The organism is Paenibacillus soyae, from assembly GCF_024623455.1.
Taxonomy (GTDB): Bacteria; Bacillota; Bacilli; order Paenibacillales; family Paenibacillaceae; genus Pristimantibacillus; species Pristimantibacillus soyae.
Genome location: NZ_JANIPJ010000003.1, coordinates 177,596 through 195,748, shown reverse-complemented (window position 1 = coordinate 195,748; position 18,153 = coordinate 177,596). Strand labels below are relative to the sequence as shown.

Genomic DNA, 18,153 nt, shown 5'->3' with positions numbered 1-18,153 from the left:
CGACGTTACGTCCGGGATTTTTTTGTTATTGGTTGATTCGATTACGGGCGCCCGCCGTACGCATAGTCAGATCGGCGGTTGTCTGATAAGATTAAGGGTACCTCGCTTGGGGAAAAGAGAAGGTTCAAAGGCGGGAGCAATCAGATGAGAAAAGTTCAACTGGAAATGGTCAAGCCCGGCGACAAAGTTGCAAGACCCATCTTTCAAGATAACGGGAATGTGCTTCTAGGAGAAGGCATCGAGCTCAATGACCGATACATAACGAGACTTCGCAATTTAGGCATCGACGTGCTGTATATTGAAGACGGCTTTACGGCCGATATCGTTCCCGAGGATACGATCAGGGACGAGACAAGATCGCAGGCCGTCAATACCATTTACAAGACCATGACCTCCTTCAAGGACGAGAAGCTGACCAAAGGCAAGACGATCGCTCCCGACATGGGGCGCAACTTCAGGGCGGTGTTCGGCAGCATCATGCAGGATTTGGCGACAAGGCCCAACATGCTGGTGAATTTGACGAGCATTCATTCCATGGACGCGTATTGGTTCCAGCATGCGTTCAATGTTGCGGTGCTTGCCGGTATTATGGGGCTTGCGAAAGGGTTTAACCGCAACCAGCTGGAAGAGCTTGGCGTCGGAGCGCTATTATTCGACATCGGGATGACGAAGATGCCGCAGGAGCTGCTCACGAGACAAGGCCCGCTTACGGAGGCGGAACGGCAAATCCTGCGCTCGCATCCGAAGGAAGGCTTTGACATCCTGCGGAAATATCACGATATTTCGATCGTCTCCGCCCATTGCGCGCTGCAGCACCATGAGCGGTTCGACGGATCGGGCTACCCCCGCGGACTGAGCAAGGACGAGATTCATATGTATGGCCAAATCGTAGGTTTAGCCGATACTTATGACGCTCTTGTCTCTCCGAGACCGCATCGGAAGCGGTATACGACTAGCGAAGCGGTCGAATTTTTGTTCGCCGCGGGAGGCACTTATTTCGACTTGGATTTGATTCGGCTCTTCTGCAAGCATATATCGGTATACCCTATCGCGACGACGCTTCTGCTCAGCACGGGGCAAGAGGTGGTCGTCACGCATAATAACGATCTTGCCGTCCATCGTCCGCGGGTGCGCGTCATTGCGGAAGCCGACGGCAAGCCGCCGAAATCGCCGTACGAGATCGAGCTGAAGAACGAGATGCATATTACGATTGTGAAAGAGCTTTAGCCTAAGTCGCTGCTCGAAAGCCTCTTACGCCCCGGCGGTCCGCCTGGGCGTAAGAGGCTTGTATCATGCGCGGCGAAGCTTTGAATATAGGGTCGATTAAGGTAAAATGAGTAGAAAAAGAAGCGGATTACGCTAGCTGGGGGAGAATGGATCGTTGGACGAATTCGCAAGCATTCGACATTGGACGGCCGGAAGGCAAACTGCCGAATGGCAGCGCCGGCGGGGCGTTACTCTGGGGATCGGCGACGACGCCGCCGCCGTGGACCTAAGCCTTGCCGAAGCCGGGCTGGACGGAGCCGGAAGCTTGTTGATCGCGGTCGATACGATGGTGGAGACGGTTCACTTCGCGGAAGGAACGATGGCGGACGAAGACGTCGGCTATAAAGCGCTCGCCGCGAACGTAAGCGACATCGCCGCGATGGGAGGCGTGCCGCTTCACGCGGTGGTCTCGGTCAGCGTGCCGTCCGGCTACGGTTCGGAGCGGATGCGCCGCGTCTACGACGGTCTGTACGTATGCGCCGAACAGTACGGCATTGCGGTAATCGGCGGCGATACGACTTCGGCTCCGAGCCATATGGTCGTCAGCGTGACGTTAACCGGAACGGTGGAGACGGGCAAGGAGCTTCGGCGCTCGGGCGCCCGGCCGGGAGACGCGGTATTCGTGACCGGTCCGCTCGGCATGTCGGCGGCCGGTCTGCACCTTCTCCTTCGGGAGGAAGCGGGGACTCCCGACTCCGAATATGCCGCAATCGTTGCCGCCCACAAGCGGCCGAAGCCGTCGGTGCTGGCGGGCAGGCTGCTGCTGAAGTCCGGCGCTTGCCGCAGCTTGAACGACGTGAGCGACGGTCTAGCTAGCGAGGCCTGGGAGCTGGCGGAAGCGTCCGGTCTCCGGATCGTTCTGGAGGAGGGGCGGCTGCCGAAGAGCGGCTCATTGAGCGCTTATGCCGCCAAGGCGGGAATCGATCCGCTCGAATGGATGCTTTACGGGGGCGAGGACTATGTACTCGTCGGAACCGTGGAGAGCGGCGGAGCGGATGCGGTCCAGAAGGCGTTCCATGAACGCGGACTGCCGTTCTACATTATTGGCAAGGCGGAAGCAGGCGAGCCGGACGTGGAGTTGATTCCGCTGCCGAAGAACTGGAACGGCGAGCGGGCTTCCGGTAGGATAGCCCGCCGGAAGATTGGGAAGCGCGGCTACAATCATTTTGACGAATGAACGGGTGAAGAAGATGGAGCAAGCAAGCGCGCGGGCGGATTGGCAAATTCATAGCCTGCAGGAAACGGCTGAGCTGGCGGAACGAATCGCCGCCAAAGCGGTTCCCGGCACTGTCATTACGCTGGACGGCGATTTGGGCGCGGGGAAGACGACGTTCTCGCAGGCTTTCGCCAAGGCGATCGGCGTGAAGGGAATCGTGAACAGCCCGACCTTTACGATTATTAAAGAATATGATGGCGAGAAGCTGTCTTTCTACCATATGGATGTGTATCGGCTGTCGCAGGAAGAAGCCGACGAGCTGGGGCTGGACGACTATTTCTACGGAGAAGGCGTTACGCTGGTAGAGTGGGCGAGCTTGATCGAGGACTTGCTGCCTCCGAACCGTCTGGAGCTGTTTATCGAGCATTTGGGCGGCGAGTCGAGAGTGGTGAGAGCGACGGGCATCGGGGAGCCTTATGCCGATTGGTGCGACGAGTGGAACAAGATGGGAGCGACAAATGAGAATGACGGAAGCCTATAACGGAACGGTGCTTGCGCTCGATACGTCGACGGCGGCGATGTCCGCGGCGGTGCTGCGGGGGAATCAAGTGCTGTCGGAGATCGAGTCGATCGCCGAGCGCAATCATTCCGTGCATGTCATCACGCATGTCAAATCGATTTTGGAGGAAGCGGGCGTCTCGAGAGAGAGTTTGGATGCGATCGTCGTCGGGAGCGGCCCTGGTTCCTATACAGGCATGAGAATTGCCGTCACCGCGGCGAAGACGCTCGCGTGGGCTTGGGAGAAGCCGCTGACGGGCGTCTCCAGCTTGGAGGCGATCGCTTACGGCGCTTTGCGCGAGGGCATCGGCGCGGTAGACGGCGAGCTGCCTGGGAAGCTGACCGGCACGCACTTCTTCATTCCTATTATGGATGCCCGAAGAGGTCAAGTGTACGGGGCGATGTTCGAAGCGGGCCATGCGTCCGGCTGGAGCAGAATTCAGGATGACGGCGTTCGGATCATGATGGATTGGGTGGATGAAATCGTACGGGAAGCAGAGACGAGGCAGGAGGACGAGCGTCCGGTCATCTGGCTGACCGGCGACTTGTCCCTGCATGGCGAGGCGGCTGCCAAGCTGCAGGAGAAGGGCCGGGGAGCCGGTCTCGCGGTGAACCTGCTGCCGCATGTTCTGCGAGGAAGGTACTTGGCCGAGCTGGGCATGCTGAATTTGGCTGCCGAATCGTTCGCTGACGTTCACGCGTTTACCCCCAATTACACGCAGCTTACGGAAGCGGAAGTGAAGCTGAAGGCAAGGCAATCGGGAGAGTCGCGGGGATGAGCATGGATACGAACAAGCTGATCTACCGGGCCATGACCAAGCAGGATATTCCGGCCATTCTGGCCATCGAAGAGGAAGCGTTCAGCAGCCCCTGGTCCGAGGAGGCGTTCCAGAACGAGCTGACGAACAATATGTTCGCCCGTTATCTCGTCATGGAGTATCGGGGGGAATTGCTCGGTTACGGGGGCATGTGGGTCATCGTGGACGAGGCCCATATTACGAATATCGCCGTCCGCGCGGATATGCGGGGCAAAGGGCTCGGCAACAGGCTGCTGGACCAGCTGCAGCGGACGGCCGTCTTTTTCGGCGCGGCCCGCATGACGCTGGAGGTACGAGTGACCAATAAGACGGCCCAAAAGCTGTATCGTAAATTCGGCTTCGAGCCGGCCGGCATTCGTCCGCGCTATTATTCCGACAATAACGAAGACGCGCTCATTATGTGGGCCGAGCTGGATGTCGAGAAGCTGAAGAAGGGAGGGAGACGGCATGAGTAGGAACGCAGGAAACGATCGATCGGCGACAGAGGCTGCGGAATCTTTTGATCATTCGCTTATATTGGCCATCGAAACAAGCTGCGACGAAACATCGGCATCCGTCATTCGCGGAGGCAAACACATCTTGTCGAACGTGGTATCGAGTCAGATCGACGTTCACGTCCGATTCGGCGGCGTCGTGCCGGAGATCGCGTCCCGCAAGCATGTAGAGACGATAACGCTCATTATGGAGCAGGCGGTTCGCGAAGCGGGCTGTTCGTTGCGGGACTTGTCGGCGATCGCGGTGACGCAGGGGCCCGGGCTTGTCGGGGCGCTGCTGGTTGGGATCGTCGCCGCCAAGAGTCTGGCGATGGCTCTCGATATTCCGCTTATCGGCACCCACCATATAGCAGGCCATATCTATGCCAACGAGCTGGTGCACGAGATGAACTATCCATGCATGGCGCTCGTCGTGTCCGGCGGGCATACCGAGCTGGTGCTGCTCGAGAGCGAAGGCGAGTTCCGGGTCGTGGGCCGCACGCGGGACGACGCGGTAGGGGAAGCCTATGACAAGGTGGCGCGCGCGCTGCAACTGCCTTATCCCGGAGGTCCGCATATCGACAAGCTGGCCGCAGGGGCGGAGAACGCGATCGAATTGCCGAGAGCATGGCTGGAGCCGGACAGCTACGACTTCAGCTTCAGCGGGCTGAAATCGGCGGTGCTGGCGGTTATCAACCAGACGCGGATGAAGGGGCTGGAGCTGGATGAAGCGGCGCTTGCGCGCGGGTTCCAGGAATCCGTTATCGACGTGCTGGTCACGAAGGCGCTTCGCGCGGTGCGGCAATACGGAGCCAAGCAGCTTCTGCTATGCGGAGGAGTCGCGGCCAATCGCGGCTTGCGGACGGCGCTGACCTCTCGCTGCGAGGCGGAGGGAATCGAGCTGCTGATCCCGCCCGGCGGACTGTGCACGGACAATGCCGCCATGATCGGCGCCGCTGCTCATTTGAAGCTGAAGCGGTCCCAGTTCTCGAACCTCGACATGAAGGCGGATCCCGGTCTGCCCCTCGAGGGCTGGTCTTTATCGGCCCATAATTGACAGACAATAACGATTTGCATATAATAAGCAACAATACTTCGAAACAACTCATAGCGACGAAACGCTGGGAACAGGAACAGTAAAGCCAATCGGGAAGCTCAGAGAGCCGCGGGCGGGTGCAACGCGGACGAAGATTGGTTTGAAGCTCGCCTGGGAGCGGAGCGGTGGAGAAAGCTCATTGGGCTTTGCGTACACGGCTACGGTTAACCTCCGTGAAGAGGTTCATAGGAATCGGCATCCGGAGCCGGTCTTATGGTTAAGGTGGGCGCGCAGCATTTTCGTTAAGGAATGTGAGCGAGTCAACAAGGGTGGTACCGCGCGGGTCATTATAGCCTGTCGTCTCTTGATTAGGAGACGACAGGCTTTTCTTGTTGTCGATTGAAGTGTATAAAGGAAAACGCTGGGAACAGGAGCAGTAAAGCGATAGCTGGATAGGGGCGAACGCCTGCGGGCGTAACGTCGGTCAGAGAGCTGCGGGTCGGTGCGACGCAGTCGAAGCGAACGCTTGAATCTCGCCTGGGAGCGGATCGAGGGAAAGGATGACATTCATCTCTGGTGGATGCTGCCCCCTACTTCGATACGGTTAGCCGCCGTGATCGGGCTTGAAGCGGGCTGCGACATTCGCGCTTCCGGGATCTCTATGGTCCGTCGGAGGACTTGTGGCTGCAGTCAATGAGAGTGGTACCACGGCAAACCTGTCGTCTCTTTTACGGAGACGGCGGGTTTATTTTATTTCTACACATTCTAGGAGGAATGGATCATGAGCCAAGAGATGAAAAAAATTCAAATATTCGATACGACGTTAAGAGACGGAGAGCAGTCGCCGGGAGCTTCGATCGCGCCCGAGAAAAAAATCGTCATCGCCCGCCAGCTTGCGAAGCTGGGGATCGACGTCATCGAGCCGGGCTTTGCCGTATCGAGTCCGGGCGAGTTCGCGGCCGTCCAGCAGATTGCAAGGGAGCTGCAAAATGTCGAAATCGCCGGCTTCGCGAGAGCCGTCAAAGCCGACATTGACGCGGCCGTCAAGGCGACGCAGGATGCCGCGCGCAGACGTCTGCATCTGTTCATCTCCTCGTCGGATATCCACCTGAACCACCAGCTGCGCAAATCCCGCGACGAGGTTGTGCGGATCGCTCGCGAGATGGTCGCATACGGCAAGCAATTCGTGGACGAGATCGAGTTTTCGGCAATGGACTCCACGCGTTCGGGGCGGGATTTCGTCATTCAGCTGGTGGAAGCGGTCATTGCCGAAGGGGCGACCATCATTAATCTTCCCGATACGCTGGGGTATGCTTTGCCGCACGAAATGGCCGACCTGTTCCATACGGTTCGGCGCGAAGCGAGAGGCGGCGATACGGTCCGGTACAGCGCGCATTGCCATAACGATCTGGGGCTTGCGGTCGCGAACAGCCTCGCGGCCATCGAGGCGGGAGCCACGCAAATCGAAGTGACCGTGAACGGGATTGGCGAGAGGGCAGGCAACTGCTCGCTCGAGGAGCTGGTCATGGCCGTCGAGACGCGCAAAGACGCGATTCGGGCGGCGACAGGCATTAACATGGGAGAAATTTATGAAACCTCCCGCGTCGTCAGCCGGACGATGAACTTCCCGATCGCCTACAACAAGCCGATCGTCGGCCGGAACGCGTTCCAGCATGAATCCGGCATTCATCAGGATGGCCTGCTGAAAAACCGCAGCACCTATGAAATCATGGATCCCGAGGCGATGGGCATCTCCCGAAGCATGATCATTCTTGGCAAGCATTCCGGCAGCCATGCGATCAAGCACCGGCTGGAGGAATACGGCGTTCAGGTAACGGACGATCAGCTGAAGTCCATCTATGACCGGTTCAAGGAAGTAGCGGACGGCCAAAAAATCGTGACGGACGACCAGCTGATCCGCATTGCGGGCGATATGACCAAAACGCGTCCGGATCCATTCGCGCTGGTCGACCTTCAGGTGCATGCGGGAACGCAGCGCGCAAGGAGCGCGACGGTCACGATCCGGAACAACGAGCTAGGCGCGGATCAGTCCTATATCGCCATGGGCGAAGGACCGCTGGAGGCCGTTATCCGCGCGATCGGCCAGGCGATACCGGTGGCGGTAGAGTTCGAGGATTTGGAGCTGCATTCGCTGTCCACAGGGGAAGGCGCTAATGGAGAGGCAGTTGTAAGTATTATCCACAAAGGGAAAAGATACCGGGGAACGTCTATTCACAAGGATATTATTCTGGCGGCGGCGGAGGCTTATATCTCGGCATGCAACCAAGCCATGATGACAGCGGGCCGAACTCGTGCAGAGAAAGCGGCGCGTACCGCGAATGAAGTCGATTCGAAGGCCTTGAGTTAAACTTGTGTAGAAAGTTACACACATACCGACAAGTCGATGTGGATAACTATGTAAAAACCGCGTAAATAAAAGGGTTTGTCTAGAGTGGGAGTAAGATGCAAACGTGGACAGTTTTTTCACAAGCGCATTGTGGATAATGTGCATAACGTGAATAATTGTCCACGTTCTTTATTGAGAAGGAGAGAATGTACCTAAAAACCGTAGTTTTCTTGTCCTAATTCGATATTATTCGTTATAAATGTCGACTGAATTTACAAACAATTTATTCACTTATGTGGATAAGGCTGTGAATAACTAAGAAAGGGATTTCGGAACGCAACTTCATTGCGCTAATTACGAACCACTTTTTCGGTGAAAATTGAGGGGGGATCGGCTATCGTTAAAGTAATCTTCATTAACGGAGGAAGGCCGAATGGATATGCCGGCAATTATTCAATTGGACACAGTGAGCAAGCTCTACGGCGCGAATAATGCAATCAAGCAGCTATCCTTTCAAGTGAGGCAAGGAGAGCTATTCGGAATTATGGGGATGAACGGAGCGGGCAAATCCACGCTGCTGGAGCTGTTATCCTGCAATCTGCAGCCGGACGGCGGCGTTCTGCGCCTGCTGGGACATGATGCGGTGCTGGAAGCGGATCAGCTGAAGGGATCTATGAATAAGATTCCCCAAGGAGCTTCTCTCGTTGAGCGGATGACGGTGCGGGAGGCGCTGGAGACGTTCCAGAGCGCCTATAGCCGAGAACATGAAATCGATACCTACCTGAGCCGCTTCGGTCTGCTCCCCTATTCGGATAAGTTGATCCGAGGGTTGACCGGCGGACTGAAGCAAATGACTATGCTCGCGATCGCGATAGCACACGAACCGAAGCTTATTTTCCTGGATGAGCCGACGACGGGGCTGGACGCGCAGGCCAAGAGGGATTACTGGGCGATACTCGCGGCGCTCAGAGCGGAGGGCAAGACCATTGTCATCGCCTCGCACGACATGTCCCTTATGCAGGCGCGCTGCGATCGGATCCTGGTTCTGCGCAAGGGGAGAATGGCGGCTTGCGACAGTCCCGGACGATTAATCGAAGGGCTTCCGGGCGGCGGATTAACGATGGAAGCCGTATATATGCAATACGCCGTAGGAGAACCGGGAGGTGTTGGCGTTTAAGTCACCCGACGCGGACCATCCTGGCAATCGGTCATCACAGAAGCGCGAAAGCCTTATACAGAAGAAGATGGAGCTGATCGCTCTACTCTTAACCAAACGAAGCGAGGGGGGAGCATTGAGGAAAGAGCCGCCGGATGTAACCGGGAAGCAATCATAGTATAATAGATGCTAGATTGCTTGAATCGGAGGACATACCGTGCAGGATCAGTACGAACGCAAGAATCGAATCGCCGGCCTCATGAGCGACTGTATCCGAACCTGGTTTACGACGGAGCCGATGTGCCGTCACGCGCTGCTGTTCCTCGAAGACAAGAGGAAGGAAAGGATGCTGTTCGGCGAATTGACGGCCATCCATTACCGGATGTTCGGCGGCGAACATGCCGACATCGAGAAGGCGTCGGCCGCGGTGGAGCTGTTTATTCTGGCATCCGACATTTTGGACGACTTGGAGGATGGCGATGCCCCGGACAAGCCCTGGATGAAGCTTCCGCTTCCGCTCTCCGTCCATATCGCGACTTCGTTCATTACGCTGTCCCAGCAGGCGCTCCTAGAGGCCGCGCCGAACGCGGAACTGCGGGGGAAGCTGGCGGAGATGACTAATATACAGCTCCTTCGATCCGCGAACGGCCAAATGCTCGATTTGATGAACGGCATTCGGACGGAAGAAGCGTACCTCGAGATGATCGAACTGAAGTCGGCGTCGCTGCTCGTCTGGGCATGTATGTGCGGCGTGATGCTGGCGGGTCATCCTTGGCATGAGAAAGTTGCGGAATACGCGAAGGAGCTCGGAATCGCCGCTCAGCTGCGCAATGACGGCAGGGACCTGATGAGATGGGACGACAAGAGCGATTTCCTGAACCGCAAGCGGACGTTGCTCTCGATGTATTTGATGGAGGGGGACGACGAACAGGTCAGCTGGATTAGAGATTATTACGAAGGCCGCTTAACGAAATCCGATATTTCCGAGAAGAAAGACTTGTTCTTCCGGATTTGCGAGCAATCGGGCGCAAGCCTGTACGGTTCGGTCATGAGTCGAATGCACTACAATCGGTTCGAGGAGCTGTTGCGGGAGACGGATGCCGATGCGGATTGGAAAGACAAGCTGCTGGGCTTGACGGCAGGATATATAACGGTTGAGTGAACCGCGCAATCACGCAAAAGTCATTTCGGTAAATACGAATGATCTTTGCGTTTTCAGTCATGTCTTTCCTTGATATAGTATAAATGTACTATATAATGATAGATTGAATGAGAGGCGGAGGAGTTCCAATGTTGAAAGAAACGATTCGTCAGTTAGCCAGCAGCACGGAGAAGATGTCGCTCGCCCTGTCGGGACAGCTTCAATTCGCGGGCGTTTCCGCGGCAGAACAAGAGGCGCTTTTGGCTGAATTAATGGAAAAGAGGGACAACGGATATTCTTATATGTGGGAATAGCCTGAGGGGATGAGGATCGCATGAGACTAGCCAAATCAAACCGAATACTTGCGATCCTCTTCGTCATTGCTTTCGCGGCGATTTTGTTTTATTTGACTATCGTTATCGTGAGGATCCCTTCCATCGGCGCGCTATTAGTTAAGGAAGCGGACAATCTATATATCGTGCAATCCGTTGAACCAGCAGGGGAGGCCGTTATATCCGGCATTCGGCCGCAAGACCGCATCGTGGAAGTGAACGGCGAACCCGCGCATTTGTACGATAACGTCATGAAATATAATTCGTTGGAATATGCGGATAACGTGCTTGTCGAGCATCGTGACGGGACAAGCGCGCTGATCCATTTCTCGAAGGGATGGACCAACGAGCATTCGGCCACAGAACTAATGCTTCAATTATATATACCGGGAATATCGTTGCTGTTCTTTTTTGCTTTTTCCGGATTTCTGTACGTCAAGCGCAAGAATGATCCAGCCGTTCTTATGCTTATTCTTTTTTTTATGTCGATCGGCATATGCTATTACAGCTCCGCGGCATCCCACCGCAGCGACCCGGTCGGGCTGTCCGTTATTTACGTCGTGATGCCCGCCATTATCCTCATCTTTATGAATTTCATGAATATTTATTTGCGGCGCTTCAATGTCCAATTTATTGGAAAGAAGTTCCTCAGGGCTTTATTTATGCTCGCCGGAGCCGTAAGTTTATTCAGCCTCGTATACATCTGGACGGATCTATTCGATTTCGAAGTGTTATCTTATATTAAGATCGCTTATAGCGGCGTCGTGCTAATCGGCAATTTGGTATGTATATACCGTCTTGCCTTTAAGTTCATTAAGCACAGGAATTCGAAGCTGAAATCGTTGTTCACGATTACGCTCGTCTCCCATCTCGTGGCGTTTACCCCGTTCACGACGATGAATTTATTGCCGTTAATGCTCGGTCAGAAGCAAATTTTGCCGGCGGCTTTTACCGCCTTGTTTTTATTTGTGCTTCCCATCGTCTATTTCTATCTATCGACGTCAAGTCAATTGTTCGACATCGATTTTATATTAACGAGGTTTAAGTACTACACCGCGTTATCTTTGCTGCCTGCCGCTTTGGTATCCGGCGTTGCGGCTTTCGTGATGGATTTAGGGCGACACGGCGGGTGGTCGAAATGGTTTCTTCTATACTCGATTACATTTATCGGAATGACGCTGTTCCTCTATGCGAAGGAGCAGATCGATCAGCGGTTCCGGCCCAAAATATTCAAAGCGATGTACAGCTATCAGGACAGTCTGGACCGTTTCTCCCGCAGCATCGCGAGGGTCATGAAGCAATCCGACCTGGAGGCGGTTCTTAAGCAGGAGATCACTTCGCTTCTGCCCGTCAATCGGATCTCGTTCCTGATCGTCGATCAGGCGGAGCATGTCGTGTTCCCGGTTGCCATGAACGACGAGGAGAAAGTGACGGGCGACTTTCTTCTTGGCATCGTCAATACGCTGAAGCTGGGCGAATTGATCGATCTGCCTTACGGACTCGGCATGATAATCGGGAAGCAGCGTTCCCGCTATCATATTTTGTGGATCGGCCTCAAGACGAACCATACGCGGTTCAACTCGGATGAAATAAGATGGCTCAAGACGATGGCCAATTACTCCAGCATCGTGTTCGAGAATCTCTATCTTATAGAAGGCTTGATCGAGGACTTGGAGACCGAGGTGCGGAAGGAACAAACGACTTCTCCGTGGGTGCTGCGAATGCTGTTCTGCTTATCGGAGAACGAGCGGAGGAAGCTTGCCGCCGATCTGCACGATTCCGCGCTGCAAGACCAACTGATCTGGTATCGGAAGCTTGAATCGGTCATGATGGACCATCCGATCACGGACAAGCTGGGCAGTGAGCTTGAGCAGATTAAGGAAGGCTTGCTTGACGTTATTCATCAGATCCGGGAAACCTGCAACGAGCTTCGCCCTCCTCTGCTTAAGGAGATGGGGGTCGTAGAAGCCGTCGAATCGATTATCGAGCATATGCAGATGCGGGTAAATTTCGACGTTCGTTTCCGCTCGACGCCGGTCCAAGAGCCCATGGATGAAGAGCAGATTACCGCTATCTACCGCATCGTTCAAGAGCTTCTCCGCAACGCGGACAAGCATGCGGGCGCCAAGGTCGTTCAGCTGGAGCTGGAGCTTCGCGAGGGCACTATTTATTTCCGCTATCAGGACGACGGAGTAGGTATGGAAGTCCATCAGATGGAGGAGTCCTTCGAGCACATGGGGTTGTCGGGAATCAAGGAGCGCGTCGCGAGTCTGGAGGGGGACATTTCCTTCTATTCCGAGCGCGGGAAGGGACTGGAGGTTATCATCCTGATGCCGCTCATTATGTCGAACGGTTTATCGGAGAGGGGAATTTCGCGTGATTCGTATCTTATTAGTTGATGATCATCCGTCTGTCGGCGAAGGCACCAAAACGATGATCGAGCAGGACGGAGAGATGAAAGTGACGGTTGCGTTATCCGCGCTCGAAGCGCTGGATAAAGTGCATTCCGAAGCGTTCGATATTATATTGTGCGATCTGAACATGCCTGGAATCAGCGGATTGGAGCTGACGAAGCGTCTGATCCAGAATGATCCGGAGCGCAAGGTCATCATCTATTCGGGGTACGAGATTGGCACGCACTTCAATCTGCTGGTCGAGTCTGGTGTGTCCGGCTTTATATCGAAGACGGCTTCCCGGGAGCAGCTTCACAATTCCATAAGATGCGCGCTCAGAGGAGAAGCGGTTATCCCGATCTCGCTGCTGAAGCAGCTTCGAAGGAATGAAGTCGCCATCTCCCGTTCCGAGCTGTCGATCGAGGACGTATCGATCAACGAGAAGGAGATGACCATTCTCCACGAAGTGGCTGCCGGCGTCAGCAACAAGGAGCTGGCCGCTATCCTGCATGTCAGCCAGCGCAACGTCGAATATCAGCTGACCAAAATTTTCGAAAAGCTAAATGTCCGTTCTCGTTCGGAGGCCATCCGGGAAGCGAAACGGCTGGGACTTATCAGCATGGAGCAATATTAAACGCATGAAAGAAGCAGCCTCATGAATCGTATTCATGAGGCTGCTGCATTCTCACATATATTGCTCCCACTGTTCGTAGGCTGCGGCCAGCGCAGAGCGCTTCGTATCAATCTCGGCTTGAAGCTCTTGTACCCGCAAATAGTTGCCGAACACTTCCGGATCGGCGAGACGTTCCTCAAGAGCCGTGATCTGCTCCTCCAGCTGAGCAATTTCGGATTCGAGCTGTTCGGCCTTGCGCTGCCGGTTCCGTTCTTCGCGTTTGGCCTGCTTCTCCGCTTCATAGGAGCTTGAGGAAGGAGCGGCTTCCGGGGCGGCCGATTTTTTGGAGGTGCTGCTGCGCAACGCGGCCGCTTCCAGCGCTTCTTCTTCCATCTCCCGCTTTTTGTCCAACATTTCGTCATAATTTCCCAGGAAATGCGACATGCCGTCCGGACCGAGCTCAACGATCCGTTCCGCCATTTTGTTCAGGAAATAGCGGTCATGCGAGATGAAGAACAAGGTTCCTTCATAATCGAGAAGAGCGGCCTCGAGCACTTCCTTGCTGAAGAGGTCCAGGTGGTTGGTAGGCTCGTCCAGAATAAGGAGGTTCGCTTCCGCAAGCATAAGCTTCGACAGCGACACGCGAGCTTTCTCGCCGCCGCTTAACGAGGAAATCCGTTTCAGAACATCCTCGCCGCTGAACAGAAAGTTCCCGAGCACCGTGCGAATCCGGGTTTCCTCCAAATGAGGGTACGCGCTCCACAGCTCTTCGAGTATCGTATTCTGCGGGTTCAGTCTCGTATGCTCTTGATCGTAATAGCCGAGCTTCACGTGCGTGCCGAGCTGGATAGTGCCGGTGGCAGGCTCAAGCTGGCCGACCAGCGCCTTCAGCAGCGTCGACTTGCCGATCCCGTTGGGGCCGATAAGGGCAACGGTCTCGCCGCGGGTCAGCTTGAAGCCCACGTTCCGGAACAGAGGCCGCTCGCGTCCCGGGAACTCGACGGAAAGTCCTTCAACCGTCAAAACGTCCTTCCCTGACATGCGTTCGATTTCGAACGAGAAATGGGCTTTCTTCAAATCGCCGAGCGGTTTGTCGACGCGTTCCAGTTTGTCGAGCGCCTTGCGCCGGCTCTGTGCGCGTTTGGTCGTTGAAGCCCGCACGATGTTGCGCTGAATAAACTGCTCCATCCGTTCGATTTCTTCCTGCTGTTTCTCGAAATGCTTCAATTGGGTTTCGTAATCGGCAGCCTTAAGCTCCAGGTAACGGCTGTAATTGCCGGTATAACGCTTGGCCGCATGGCGTTCGATCTCGATGATCGTGTCGGCGAGCGCATCCAGGAAATAACGGTCATGGGAGACGACGACGATGGCGCCCGGGTAACCCCGCAGGTAGCTTTCCAGCCAGGTTAAGGTCTCAATGTCCAAATAGTTGGTCGGCTCGTCGAGCATGAGCAGGTCCGGCGCCTGCAGTAGGATACGGGCGAGCGCGAGCCTTGTCTTCTGTCCGCCGCTTAGCGTCGAGATGGGAGTGTCCGGATCAAAGCTGCCGAAGCCCATCCCATGAAGGACGCTGTTAATGCGGGTATTGATCTCGAAGCCGCCGTTTTCCTTGAACCAATCGGAGCGTTTGGCATAGCGGTCCAGAATGTCGGCGTATCTCTTCTCGTCGGCATGAAGCTCGGGATCGGCTATCTTGACCTCCAGCTCGCGGAGCTCCTGCTCGGCTTGGATCAGATGCGCGAATACGGCCCGCATCTCCTCGATAATCGTCCGGTCCGACTGCAAACCGCTATTCTGCGCAAGGTAACCCAGCTTCAGATCTTTTGGTTTATGAATATCCCCGGAATCGGGGGTTATCTCGCCTGCGATAATTTTAAGCAGCGTCGACTTGCCGGCACCGTTCACGCCTACAAGCCCGATCCGCTCTCTCTCCAGCACCTGCATCGAGATTTGGGAGAGAATCGGGGTGACGCCGTAGCTCTTGGATATATTGGATACTTGCAATAACATTCGTAGAAACCTCCGTTTCATCATGACAACAGGACAAAAAACGCGCACCTCTCTAGTTTACCACAAACTAGCGTCTCCATTGGCGAAACTTGCATAACAATGGTACACTACAAGAAAGATGAAACGATACGAACAAGGATGTAAGGGCATGATAAGGGATTCGGAGCACGGGGACAAGAAATCTCTAAGAAAACAATGGACCGGCATGAGAGATGCGATGAGCGCGCGCGATCGGAAGCTATGGTCCGAAGCGGCATGCGAGAAGCTCTCGGAATGGGTCGAAGACCGGGAATGCCGTTCCGTCATGGTCTACTCTTCCTTTCGGAGCGAGCTCGACCTGCGAGCTTTCATAGAGCGGTGCTGGAGCAGAAGAGTGGGCGTCATCGTACCGCGTTCCATTCCTTCGGACTATTCCATGAAGCTATACGCGTTCGCCGGATGGGACGAGCTGATCCCCGGAGCATATGGCATTATGGAGCCGGATCCGGCTCGAATGGCGGAGCTGCCCGCGGAGGCCGTGCCGGATATCGTCGTCGTGCCCGGGCTTGCCTTCGATAGAGAGGGAGGCCGAATGGGCTACGGGGCGGGGTATTACGACCGTTACGCGGAGCAGGCGAACCGGCAAGCGGCGGAGCTTGGGAAGAAGATTTTGTGGATCGGAGCAGGATTTGAGGCGCAGCTTGTAGAACGAGTACCGCTGGAGGAACACGATTTGCGCCTGGACGGCGTTGTGACCGAGAAGGCTTTGTACTTCCGGCATGATCCGGATGGCGATTAAGAAAGGGGCGGTATGGATGGAGCTTACCCATTTCAATGAACAGGGCAGGGCCCGCATGGTCGATATCTCGGACAAAGAGATTACCGTTCGGGAGGCGACCGCCCAGACGACGGTCAGAATGAATCCCGAGACGCTGGCGAAGATCAAGGAAGGCAAGATCGGTAAAGGCGACGTGCTTGCCGTTGCCCAGGTTGCGGGCATCATGGCCGCCAAAAAAACGTCGGATTGGATTCCGATGTGCCATCCGCTCGCGCTGACGGGAATTAATATTGCGTTCACCGATAACAAGGCGGACGAGCTATATATAGAAGGAACCGTAAAAACCAAAGGGAAGACGGGAGTAGAGATGGAGGCGCTCACGGCGGTATCCGCCGCGGCGCTTACCGTTTACGATATGTGCAAGGCTCTGCAGAAGGATATGGTCATCGGACCGACTCAGCTCATGGCGAAGACGGGAGGCAAGAGCGGGGATTACCAGCGATAGAAACCCCAAGATGGGAATCGAGACGGGAGGAAAGGGACATGCAGTGGAAGGTTGCTTTATTGACGGCAAGTGACAAAGGCTCGCGCGGAGAACGCGAGGATACAAGCGCGCAGGTCATCCGGGAGCTGGTCGAGGAAGAGCTGGGCGGCGTTATCGTGGATTATCGCATCGTGCCGGACGAGCAGGACGAGATTATGGCCGCCATCATCGAGATGACGGAATATTATCAGGCGGATCTCGTGCTGACGACCGGCGGAACGGGGCTGGCGCCGAGGGATATTACGCCCGAGGCCACGCTTAAGGTCATTGACCGCCAGGTGCCGGGCTTAGCGGAAGCCATGAGAATGGGCGCCTTGCAGAAGACCAGGCGCGCGATGCTGTCCAGAGGCGTATGCGGCATCCGGGGCAGCTCGCTCATCGTCAACCTCCCGGGAAGCCCGAAGGGCGTGCATGAAAGCTTGATGGCGATCATGGACCAACTGCCTCACGCGCTTGGCATATTGTCGGGGCAGCTGGGGGAGCATAACGGATGAATGGCGCGGAAATAGATGGAAACCAAGGAAGCGGCTCATCAACTAGCCTGAAGGAAGTGCCGGTCCGCGAGGCGATTGGTCTTCGTCTGGCGCATGACCTGACCCGCATCGTGCCGGGGGAGTTCAAGGGCCGCCTCTTCAAGCGGGGGCATCTGATTACGGAAGAGGATATTCCGAGCTTGCTCGACATCGGCAAAGAGCATATCTATATCATGGAGCTCGGGGATCTCGATCTGCACGAAGACGACGCGGCGGCTCGTATGGCCGGCGCGCTTGCGGATAACGATCTCCTGTTGTCCGAGCCTCATGAGGGCAAAGTAAGTATCAAATCGCCGATACTCGGCCTCGCCCAGATCGATCGCGGCGTTGTCGAAGCGATTAACCGGCTTGGCGAGATCGCTCTTGCAACGGTCAAGACGAACACGGTCGTGCAGCCGGGAGCGGCAATCGCAGCAACAAGGGCGATTCCGCTCGTCGTGCCCCGCTCGAAGGTGGAGCAAGCCGAGGCGATCGCCAGACAGCACCGGAGCGAGAACGAAGCGGCGCCGATCCGCGTTAGGCCACTTAGGAAGGTGCGGGCGGGCCTGCTGACGACCGGCAGCGAGGTGTTTAACGGCAGGATTCAGGATAAATTCGGTCCGGCCGTAGCGGCTAAGCTTGCCGCATTCGGCTCCGAGGTGGCGGAGCAGCGCTTCGCGCCCGACGATCGACAAACAATTGTCAAGGAAATCCTCTATTTGCTGGGCCAAGGCTATGATATGATACTAGTAACAGGCGGAATGTCGGTCGATCCGGATGATCGCACGCCGGGCGCGATTGGCGCGGCCGGAGCGGAGATCGTCAGCTACGGAACGCCGATGCTCCCGGGATCGATGCTGCTTATGGGCTATCTCGGCGACGTGCCGATTATGGGATTGCCCGGCTGCGTCATGCATGATCCTTATACGTCATTCGACGCCCTGCTGCCTAGAATATTGGCAGGCGACCGGATTACGCGCGAAGATATTATCGAATTAGGGTACGGCGGTCTGCTTGGCTGCTAAACCCGTGCAAAAGATG

At 55.8% G+C, this 18,153-nt stretch carries 17 protein-coding genes; 16 read left to right on the top strand and 1 reads right to left on the bottom strand.

What is annotated here, in order from left to right; translation table 11 throughout:
• Nucleotides 1-144 precede the first annotated feature (144 nt).
• The 12 genes from NQZ67_RS06065 to NQZ67_RS06010 all read left to right on the top strand — a co-directional run bounded on the left by NQZ67_RS06065 (nucleotide 145) and on the right by NQZ67_RS06010 (nucleotide 13,310).
• On the top strand, nucleotides 145-1,227 hold the full coding sequence (locus NQZ67_RS06065) for an HD-GYP domain-containing protein (protein ID WP_257443733.1): 1,083 nt from the start codon (nucleotides 145-147) through the stop codon (nucleotides 1,225-1,227).
• Nucleotides 1,228-1,381: 154 nt separating this feature from the next.
• Nucleotides 1,382-2,443 (top strand): thiamine-phosphate kinase, encoded by a 1,062-nt coding sequence (thiL, locus tag NQZ67_RS06060; protein ID WP_257443732.1) that lies wholly within the window; start codon nucleotides 1,382-1,384, stop codon nucleotides 2,441-2,443.
• A 13-nt stretch (nucleotides 2,444-2,456) separates the two neighbouring features.
• The gene (gene tsaE / locus NQZ67_RS06055) at nucleotides 2,457-2,963 is read left to right on the top strand and encodes a tRNA (adenosine(37)-N6)-threonylcarbamoyltransferase complex ATPase subunit type 1 TsaE (protein ID WP_257444067.1); all 507 of its coding nucleotides are present in this window, start codon (nucleotides 2,457-2,459) and stop codon (nucleotides 2,961-2,963) included.
• Nucleotides 2,941-3,759, top strand: a complete 819-nt coding sequence (gene tsaB / locus NQZ67_RS06050) for a tRNA (adenosine(37)-N6)-threonylcarbamoyltransferase complex dimerization subunit type 1 TsaB (protein WP_257443730.1) — start codon at nucleotides 2,941-2,943, stop codon at nucleotides 3,757-3,759. The genes tsaE and tsaB overlap by 23 nt, the downstream gene beginning before the upstream one ends.
• Nucleotides 3,756-4,253: a ribosomal protein S18-alanine N-acetyltransferase gene (rimI, locus tag NQZ67_RS06045; protein WP_257443728.1), complete on the top strand. Its 498-nt coding sequence runs from the start codon at nucleotides 3,756-3,758 to the stop codon at nucleotides 4,251-4,253. Before tsaB ends, rimI begins: the two co-directional genes overlap by 4 nt.
• Nucleotides 4,246-5,328, top strand: coding sequence for a tRNA (adenosine(37)-N6)-threonylcarbamoyltransferase complex transferase subunit TsaD (gene tsaD, locus NQZ67_RS06040; protein ID WP_257443715.1), 1,083 nt, complete (start codon nucleotides 4,246-4,248; stop codon nucleotides 5,326-5,328). The genes rimI and tsaD overlap by 8 nt, the downstream gene beginning before the upstream one ends.
• Before the next feature lie 772 nt (nucleotides 5,329-6,100).
• Nucleotides 6,101-7,675 (top strand): 2-isopropylmalate synthase, encoded by a 1,575-nt coding sequence (locus tag NQZ67_RS06035; protein WP_257444066.1) that lies wholly within the window; start codon nucleotides 6,101-6,103, stop codon nucleotides 7,673-7,675.
• 412 nt (nucleotides 7,676-8,087) lie between these two features.
• The gene (locus NQZ67_RS06030) at nucleotides 8,088-8,831 is read left to right on the top strand and encodes an ABC transporter ATP-binding protein (RefSeq protein WP_257443711.1); all 744 of its coding nucleotides are present in this window, start codon (nucleotides 8,088-8,090) and stop codon (nucleotides 8,829-8,831) included.
• Between the two features lie 196 nt (nucleotides 8,832-9,027).
• Complete coding sequence (locus NQZ67_RS06025; RefSeq protein WP_257443709.1) at nucleotides 9,028-9,972, top strand: polyprenyl synthetase family protein; 945 nt, start codon at nucleotides 9,028-9,030, stop codon at nucleotides 9,970-9,972.
• A 128-nt stretch (nucleotides 9,973-10,100) separates the two neighbouring features.
• Nucleotides 10,101-10,265, top strand: coding sequence for a competence pheromone ComX (gene comX / locus NQZ67_RS06020; protein WP_257443707.1), 165 nt, complete (start codon nucleotides 10,101-10,103; stop codon nucleotides 10,263-10,265).
• Nucleotides 10,266-10,285: 20 nt separating this feature from the next.
• A complete protein-coding gene (locus tag NQZ67_RS06015; RefSeq protein ID WP_257443705.1) occupies nucleotides 10,286-12,682 on the top strand; it encodes an ATP-binding protein in 2,397 nt (798 codons plus the stop codon).
• On the top strand, nucleotides 12,660-13,310 hold the full coding sequence (locus NQZ67_RS06010; RefSeq protein ID WP_257443703.1) for a response regulator transcription factor: 651 nt from the start codon (nucleotides 12,660-12,662) through the stop codon (nucleotides 13,308-13,310). Before NQZ67_RS06015 ends, NQZ67_RS06010 begins: the two co-directional genes overlap by 23 nt.
• A gap of 51 nt (nucleotides 13,311-13,361) precedes the next feature.
• Here NQZ67_RS06010 and NQZ67_RS06005 read toward each other — a convergent pair whose 3' ends face one another.
• Complete coding sequence (locus tag NQZ67_RS06005; RefSeq protein WP_257443702.1) at nucleotides 13,362-15,299, bottom strand: ABC-F family ATP-binding cassette domain-containing protein; 1,938 nt, start codon at nucleotides 15,297-15,299, stop codon at nucleotides 13,362-13,364.
• 148 nt (nucleotides 15,300-15,447) lie between these two features.
• Between NQZ67_RS06005 and NQZ67_RS06000 the strand changes: the two genes are divergently transcribed.
• The 4 genes from NQZ67_RS06000 to NQZ67_RS05985 are packed head-to-tail and all read left to right on the top strand — an operon-like array spanning nucleotide 15,448 to nucleotide 18,137.
• A complete protein-coding gene (locus NQZ67_RS06000; RefSeq protein ID WP_257443701.1) occupies nucleotides 15,448-16,077 on the top strand; it encodes a 5-formyltetrahydrofolate cyclo-ligase in 630 nt (209 codons plus the stop codon).
• Between the two features lie 16 nt (nucleotides 16,078-16,093).
• Nucleotides 16,094-16,561 (top strand): cyclic pyranopterin monophosphate synthase MoaC, encoded by a 468-nt coding sequence (gene moaC, locus NQZ67_RS05995; RefSeq protein ID WP_257443700.1) that lies wholly within the window; start codon nucleotides 16,094-16,096, stop codon nucleotides 16,559-16,561.
• A gap of 38 nt (nucleotides 16,562-16,599) precedes the next feature.
• A complete protein-coding gene (locus NQZ67_RS05990; protein WP_257443697.1) occupies nucleotides 16,600-17,094 on the top strand; it encodes a MogA/MoaB family molybdenum cofactor biosynthesis protein in 495 nt (164 codons plus the stop codon).
• Nucleotides 17,091-18,137, top strand: coding sequence for a molybdopterin-binding protein (locus NQZ67_RS05985; protein WP_257443696.1), 1,047 nt, complete (start codon nucleotides 17,091-17,093; stop codon nucleotides 18,135-18,137). Before NQZ67_RS05990 ends, NQZ67_RS05985 begins: the two co-directional genes overlap by 4 nt.
• Nucleotides 18,138-18,153 lie beyond the last annotated feature (16 nt).